We start from the raw sequence: 253 nt of genomic DNA on the forward strand, positions 1-253 counted from the left end.
GAACCCCCGACCCTCTGCTTGTAAGGCAGATGCTCTCCCAGCTGAGCTAAGCCTCCATATTATGACCCGTAGGGGATACTCTCACTTCGTTCGAGACTGCGAAGCTGTTGCCAACGAAGTACATCCTCCGACGAACCTTTGGGATTCTCATCCCTTGTTGAAGCAATAGATATTGCTATGACCCGTAGGGGATTCGAACCCCTGTTACCTCCGTGAAAGGGAGGTGTCTTAACCCCTTGACCAACGGGCCTTA

The 253-nt window shown here is 52.2% G+C and carries 1 tRNA gene; it reads right to left on the reverse strand.

From position 1 onward, the window contains the following. Window positions 1–178: 178 nt before the first annotated feature. Window positions 179–250 (reverse strand) — tRNA-Glu (locus FE296_RS00085). Between the last annotated feature and the right edge of the window lie 3 nt (window positions 251–253).

This window comes from Paenibacillus sp. UASWS1643 (assembly GCF_008693195.1).
Taxonomy (GTDB): Bacteria; Bacillota; Bacilli; order Paenibacillales; family Paenibacillaceae; genus Paenibacillus; species Paenibacillus amylolyticus_B.